Source organism: Rubrivirga sp. (genome assembly GCF_049648075.1).
In the GTDB taxonomy this organism is placed as follows: Bacteria; Bacteroidota; Rhodothermia; order Rhodothermales; family Rubricoccaceae; genus Rubrivirga.
Map to the genome: position 1 here is coordinate 1 of NZ_JBARYR010000234.1, position 6,491 is coordinate 6,491.

The window sequence follows — 6,491 nt, forward strand, 5'->3', positions numbered from 1 at the left end:
GGGCAAGGACTACAAGTCCGAGGTCGACTCCTCGAACCACCCGTTTTACACGGGCAAGAAGACGATGGTCGACACCGCCGGCCGCGTCGAGAAGTTTATGCGCCGTTACGGACGGTCGCAGGCCCAGACGGTCCCCGAGGACGAATGCGTCCTTTCCCACGCGCCGCAACCTCGAGGGCGGATACGAATCGAGGCGGGCAGCACCGGGCCACCCGCCTCGAGGGCGAATCGGTTGGAGGGTCTAGCCCTCGGTGTCGCGCGCCGGGTTCTCGGGCGACGAGGCCGGCGGCTTGGCCGTGCCAGCGACGGGCTCGGACGGGTCGGGGCCGCCGACCGTCTTCGCCTCGGGGGCCGGCGTGCCGGGATCGATGGCGCGTGCGGCAGAGGCGTTCTCGATCGCCTCCTGGGCCTCGGCCTGCTGCTCGGCGGCCGTCTCGGCGTTCTCCTCGTCCTCAGGCACCGTCTGGGCCTGCGACCGGCCGTAGCGGCGCATGAACTTCTCGACGCGACCGGCCGTGTCGACCATCGTCTTCTTGCCCGTGTAGAACGGGTGGTTCGAGGAGTCGACTTCGGACTTGTAGTCCTTGCCCGTCGTCGAGCGCGTCGTGAACTCGGTGCCGTCCGCGAGGGTGACGGTGATGAACGAGTAGTCGGGGTGGAGGTCGGTCTGCATCGGAGTCTAAGCCTTTGGCGAACGCGGAAGGTAGAGAGCGGGCGGGCGGGGCAAAAGACCCTGCGTCCGTGTTCCTCCCGTCTTCGCCGTCCTCGAGGGCAGCTAGGCGTCGAGGAATGTTCGGGTCGCGTGGTCCTCGAGGCGGGCTCGGTCGGGCTTCGGGTACGGTGTGGCCGGCGTCCAGATCGTTTGGCCGTCGTGCTGGTAGTAGACCTTCCCGTTGTCGTAGTCCTCGCGGAGCCGGCGGCTGACTCTGAACTCGTAGTCCGGCGTCACCGTCACGTAGCCGCGATCGAACAGGCGGTGGACGTCGGCCCGGAGGAGCAGGCCGTTCTCGAGCGCGTGAGACCCGCCCTCGCCATAGGGGACGATGTGAGCGGCGTCGAGGGCCGGGAGCGAATGCTCGCCGGTCACGGCGCACCGACCGTAGGCGACCTCGAGGGCGTACCGGAACGTCCCTTGGCCGAGCCGAGACGTGGCCGCCCTCGATGCGCCATACCGCTCGCGGGGCTCCGCCGAGAACAGAGTGGCCTGGGCCGAGGGCTCTCCGACGGCCGGCGCCTCGAGGTCGAGCGCCTGTCCGAGGAGGCCCACCCGGTCGAGGCACGCCTGCCAGATCCGCCGCCCCTCGCCGACGGTCGAGTCGTAGGTCTTCCCCACGACCGTGTTGTCGGACCAGTCGGACGGCCCGCCGACCCACAGGTCTCGGGGGAAGAACACGGGCGCGGCGAGCAACACGCACCCGATCTGGTGCGTGCGAGCGAGAGACGTCCCGGCCTCGACACGGGCGTACTTCGCGATCCGTCTGACCACGTCCTCGAGGGAGGCTGCGCCATTGGCTTCGCCGAACGCACGCCACGCCTCGAGGACGGGCAGCCGTCGGAACGCAGCGAAGAGACCGAACCCTACGATGGCGTGGCCGTGCGCCTTTTTCAGCTTGAACACCAGCGGCTCGCCGAACGAGAGCGCTCGGAAGCCGACACGGGCCGAGGGCCTCCAGAAGTTGGCCTCGTCGAGCCCGGTCGGTCGGCGGGCGAGCTCCGAGAGGTGAGTGTACCAGCCGGCGTCCGTGTTGGCGACGAAGAGGTTCACCTAGAACGCGCCCATCGTAAAGACGGCGTTGGCGAACAACAAGCGTCCATCGACCCAGAACCCTCGGAAGAGGGGCGAGTCGACGAGGTACACGACCGAGCCACGGCCGATCTCTTCGACGCCGAAGACGAGCGAGTCCTCGAGCTTGGCTTGGGCCTCCACACCCGCGAAGCCCGCCGTTGGCGCGCCGCTGCGGACGACGCCCACGTTCCAGCCGTCCTCGAGGAACTGGACGCCCTCGGCCTGGCGCTTCAAGACGTACATCGAGCCGTCGTAGCCGTAGGCGAGCGGGTGCGAGTCGTCGAGGGCGACGCGGTAGACGGCGCCGGGCACGTCGTCGGTGACGGACTCGCGCGTGCGGTCGCCGTAGCGGCGGAGCCGGGCGTCAGCTGAGGTGTCGGCGTCCGCATCGTCGGCGACCTCGAGGTCGAACCCGTCCTTGCGGCCCAGCGCCGTGACCGCGTCCTCGAGGGCGACCAGGCGCCCGCCGTTGCGGACCCAGTCGCGGATCGTCTCGGCCCGTGAGTCGGTCAGCCACCCACGCCAGCGGCCGTCGGGCATCACCAGGACGTCCATCTCGTCGAGGTCGGACGCGCTGAAGTCCTCGGACGTCAGGAACGTCGCGGGGTAGTCCACCACGGCGTCGAAGTAGTGCCAGATCTCACCGAGCGCCGTGGGCGACGAGGGCGAGTCGGCCAGGACGGCGATGCGGGGCTCGCGGACGAACCCGACCTGGTTCGAGCCCACGTCGACACCGGCGTCGGCGAACCCGCTCGCGAGCGGGTACATCGACCGGCCCGAGGTCTGGGCGGCCTCGAGGACGACCGCGTCGAAGCCGTCCACGCCCGCGTTGCCGGTGCGGGTCACGACGAGGGCGCCGCGGCCGAACTGCCGGCCTCCCGACTCGAACGGCTCCGGCATCACGCGCACGCCGACGCCGTGGCGGAGCAGGGCTGCGAGCAACTGTGCGTCGGCCGGCGAGGACCAGTCGGCGACGTAGGCGTAGGGCCGTCCGCTCGGGACGGTGGCCTCTGCGGGTGCCGGACCTCCCGTTACGACCTCGAGGTCGGACGCCAGGCCCTCCAAGCCGTAGACGTAGGGCAGCGCCCAGGCCGTCGCGTCGTACGTGACCGAGTCGACGAGGGCGGGCTCGGGTTCGAACAACACGGCGGCGAGCTGTCCCTTGGGCTGGTCCGTGCTCACGACGAGGGCACCGGGCTCGACCTCGAGGCGTCCCGTTTCCTCGTCCCCAAGACCGCCGCCGTAGCGAACGCCGGACGCCGATCCACCTCGTGCCCAGCCGTAGGCGACGCCCTGGAAATCGAGCAAGTCGGCGAGAGCCCGCAAGCGGCCCGGGTCGCCCTGGGCGACGTAGGCGCGGGCGCCCTCGGGGCGTGTTTGGAAGTACGTGGCGAACTCGGAGGCCACGCGGTCGGCGTTTCGGGCCGTCGTGCGGATGGTCTCCAAGCCGCTCGCGACGTGGTGCTCGATGCGGTTCGCCAACCGGAGCGTGTCTCCCTCGGCGTTTTCGATGGCGAGTCCGGCTCGGCCCGAGCCGCCCTGCTCGTAGGTCATGCCGGTCGCGCCGTTGAACGTGGGCCAGGTGTCGCCGTAGGCCGGGTAGAACAGGTCGAAGACCTCGCGCGTGAAGTAGAGCCAGCCGTTGCGGTCGAACACTTGGGCATTGGCCCGGCCGATCGCCGTCTGCAACTCGCGCTGGTAGGGCGTGATGCGCGGGTGGAACGGCTCGGCGGCCGGCGCGAAGTAGTACGGCGAGTCGACGCCCTGCTCGTGGAAGTCGACGTGGACGGCGGGGAGCCACCGGTTGTAGAGCGGGATCCGGGCGCGCGTCTCGGGCTGCGTGCCCCAGGCCCAGTCGCGGTTGAGGTCGAACAGGTAGTGGTTGAACCGGCCGCCGGGCCACGGCTCGTCGTGCTCGCGAGCATCAGGGTCGGCGTTGGGCGTCCGGCCGCGGCGCTGCTGGTAGCCGGTCACGTAGCGGTCTCGCCCGTCGGGGTTGAGGCACGGATCGAGAATCACGATCACGTCCTCGAGGACGGCGTCGAACTCGGGCTGCGACAGCCGGTACAGCGTCTCGAGCGCGGCCTCGGTGCTGACGGCCTCGTTGCCGTGGACGTTGTAGCTCAGCCAGACGACCGGCTGCTCGGGCGTGCCGCGGCCCGCGGCGGCCTCCAATGTGCTCTGGCGCACGGCCTCGACATCTTGGTCGCGGGCGATGACCGCGTAGAGAAGCGGCCGCCCTTCCGGCGTCACGCCGTACTGCTCGACCTCGACGTGGGGCGACTGCTCGCCGACCTCGAGGACGTAATCGACCATTTGGTGGTGGCGCGTGAAGCGGTCTCCGAGCTCGTAGCCCAAGAACTCGGCGGGGGAGGGGACTTGGGCCGAGGCGCTGGCGGCGACGGCGAGGAACAGGACGAGACGGAGCACGGGCGCATCGAGGACGAGGGTCGGAAGCTAGCCGCTCCCTTCCTTTCGAGGTCGACGCCCTCCGGTCCGGCGAAGCAGTCCCGGCCTCGAGGCCGCTCAGGGTCCTGCGGTCGGGCGTGACGCACCGGGACCCCTCGGCACGCTCGGGACAACGCTGCACGGGAATCGAGCCTCCGCCGAGGCCGGACCGGTCGGGCGAGCTCGCCGACTCCACCTTCGCTCCCTGCGTAGAGTCATTCTGAGCGGGACGCAGCGGAGTCGGTGGAACTTGACACGTCTCGTCCTCGAGGTCGTTGGCTCGTCCTCGAGGTCGCGTCTACCCTCGAGGGCGGGGCACACTTTTGCGCCTGCCCTTGACAAACCGTTCAAACCGGCGATACCGTTCAGCGTCCTGCACGGCCTCCCGCCTTGTCCATCCTGAATCTCAACGTCAATCGCAATTCGGTCTCCCGAGGGAGTCGCGAGCGGTGGCGTGCGGAGGTCTAGGCGAGAGACCCGACACACACAGCCCCGGCGGCCCCTCCTAGTCTGGAGGGGCCGCTTTTTTTGTACCCGACCCCGAACCTCCCATGTGCTCCATCCTCGGCATCCTCGACCTCGAGGGCGACCCCGCCGCCGCCCGAACCACTGCCGTCCGCCTGTCCGGCCTCCAGCGCCACCGCGGCCCCGATTGGTCCGGCGTCTACGCGTCCGACCGTGCCGTCCTGGCCCACGAGCGCTTGGCCATCGTCGACGTGACCCACGGTGCCCAGCCGCTCTACGACCCGACCGGGACCGTCGCGCTCGCCGTCAACGGCGAGATCTACAACCACCGCGAACTGCGCGCCGACCTCGAGAACCGTCAGGTCGGCGCAGCCAGCGAGTTCACGTTCCAGACCGAGTCCGACTGCGAGATCATCCTGGCCCTTTACCGCGAGCACGGCGCCGACTTTCTGGACAAGCTGGTCGGCATCTTCGCCTTCGTGCTGTATGACTCCGAGGCCGATCGGTACCTGATCGCCCGCGACCCGATGGGCGTGATGCCGCTCTACACCGGCCGTGACGAGGCGGGCTCGTTGTTCGTCGCGTCCGAGATGAAGGCGTTGGCGCCGGTCTGTACGACCGTCGAGACGTTCCCGCCGGGCCACGTCTGGGACAGCGGCGTCGGTCACCCCGTCCCGTACACCACACCGGGCTGGCGCGAGTTCGAGGCCGTCGAGGGCAACGAGTCGACGCCCGAAGCGGTCCGCGCCGCCCTCGAGGCGGCCGTCAAGCGGCAACTGATGACCGACGTTCCGTACGGCGTCCTGCTCTCGGGAGGCCTGGACTCCTCCGTGATCGCGGCGACGGCCGCAAAGTTCGCGGCCGAGCGCGTCGAGGACGAGGGCGAGCCCGCTTGGTGGCCGCGCCTGCACTCGTTCTCGATCGGGCTGGAGGGCAGTCCCGACCTCGAGGCCGCGCAGTTGGTCGCCGACCACATCGGGACCGAGCACCACGCGTTCTACTTCACGGTCCGAGAAGGCATCGACGCCGTGCCCGAGGTGGTCCGCCACTTGGAGACCTACGACGTGACCACAATCCGTGCCGCGACGCCCATGTTCTTGATGGCCCGCCGGATCAAGGCGATGGGCGTCAAGATGGTGCTCTCCGGCGAGGGCGCCGACGAGATCTTCGGCGGCTACCTCTACTTCCACCGCGCCCCGGACGCCCAGCAGTTCCACGAGGAGACCGTCCGCAAGCTCGACCGGCTCCACCTGTTCGACTGCCTGCGCGCCAACAAGGCGATGGCGGCGTGGGGTGTCGAGGCCCGCGTCCCGTTCCTCGATCAGCGGTTCATGGACACGGCCATGAGCCTGGATCCCGCGGCCAAGATGCCGGCCGGCCGGATCGAGAAGCACATCCTCCGGGAGGCGTTCCAAGACGCTCTGCCCGAGTCCATCGTGTGGCGCCAGAAGGAGCAGTTCTCCGACGGCGTCGGCTATGGCTGGATCGACGGGCTCAAGGACTGGGCCGAGGCCGAGGTCTCCGACGCCGACCTCGAGGCCGCCGACGACCGGTTCCCGGTGCAGCCGCCGGACACCAAGGAGGGCTACCTCTACCGGACGCTCTTCGAGGGGTTCTACCCCGGCGAGACGTTCGCGCGGACGGTCCCGAGCGGCAAGTCCGTCGCGTGCTCGACGCCGGAGGCCCTGGCGTGGGACGCCTCGTTCGAGTCGTCGGCGGACCCGAGCGGCCGGGCCGTCGCCGGCGTCCACGACGCGGCGTACTAACTGGGAGTCGTCCTCGAGGTCGACCT

The 6,491-nt window shown here is 69.7% G+C and carries 3 protein-coding genes and 2 pseudogenes; 2 read left to right on the forward strand and 3 right to left on the reverse strand.

Going from position 1 to position 6,491, the window contains the following annotated elements; all coding sequences use genetic code 11:
* Window positions 1-145 (forward strand): annotated as a pseudogene (gene rpmE, locus WBA11_RS06920) (50S ribosomal protein L31); the annotation flags it as partial.
* A 330-nt stretch (window positions 146-475) separates the two neighbouring features.
* Here the strand turns inward: rpmE (WBA11_RS06920) and rpmE (WBA11_RS06925) are convergent.
* The 3 genes and pseudogenes from rpmE (WBA11_RS06925) to WBA11_RS06935 form a co-directional block, all read right to left on the reverse strand.
* Window positions 476-673, reverse strand: a pseudogene (gene rpmE, locus WBA11_RS06925) (50S ribosomal protein L31); the annotation flags it as partial.
* A gap of 102 nt (window positions 674-775) precedes the next feature.
* Window positions 776-1,765, reverse strand: a complete 990-nt coding sequence (locus tag WBA11_RS06930) for an HNH endonuclease (RefSeq protein WP_424519973.1) — start codon at window positions 1,763-1,765, stop codon at window positions 776-778.
* A complete protein-coding gene (locus WBA11_RS06935) occupies window positions 1,766-4,216 on the reverse strand; it encodes a M14 metallopeptidase family protein (protein ID WP_424519974.1) in 2,451 nt (816 codons plus the stop codon).
* A gap of 569 nt (window positions 4,217-4,785) precedes the next feature.
* Here WBA11_RS06935 and asnB point away from each other — a divergent pair.
* Entirely contained in the window at window positions 4,786-6,465 is a 1,680-nt protein-coding gene (asnB, locus tag WBA11_RS06940; RefSeq protein ID WP_424519975.1) for an asparagine synthase B, read from the forward strand.
* Window positions 6,466-6,491: the final 26 nt, after the last annotated feature.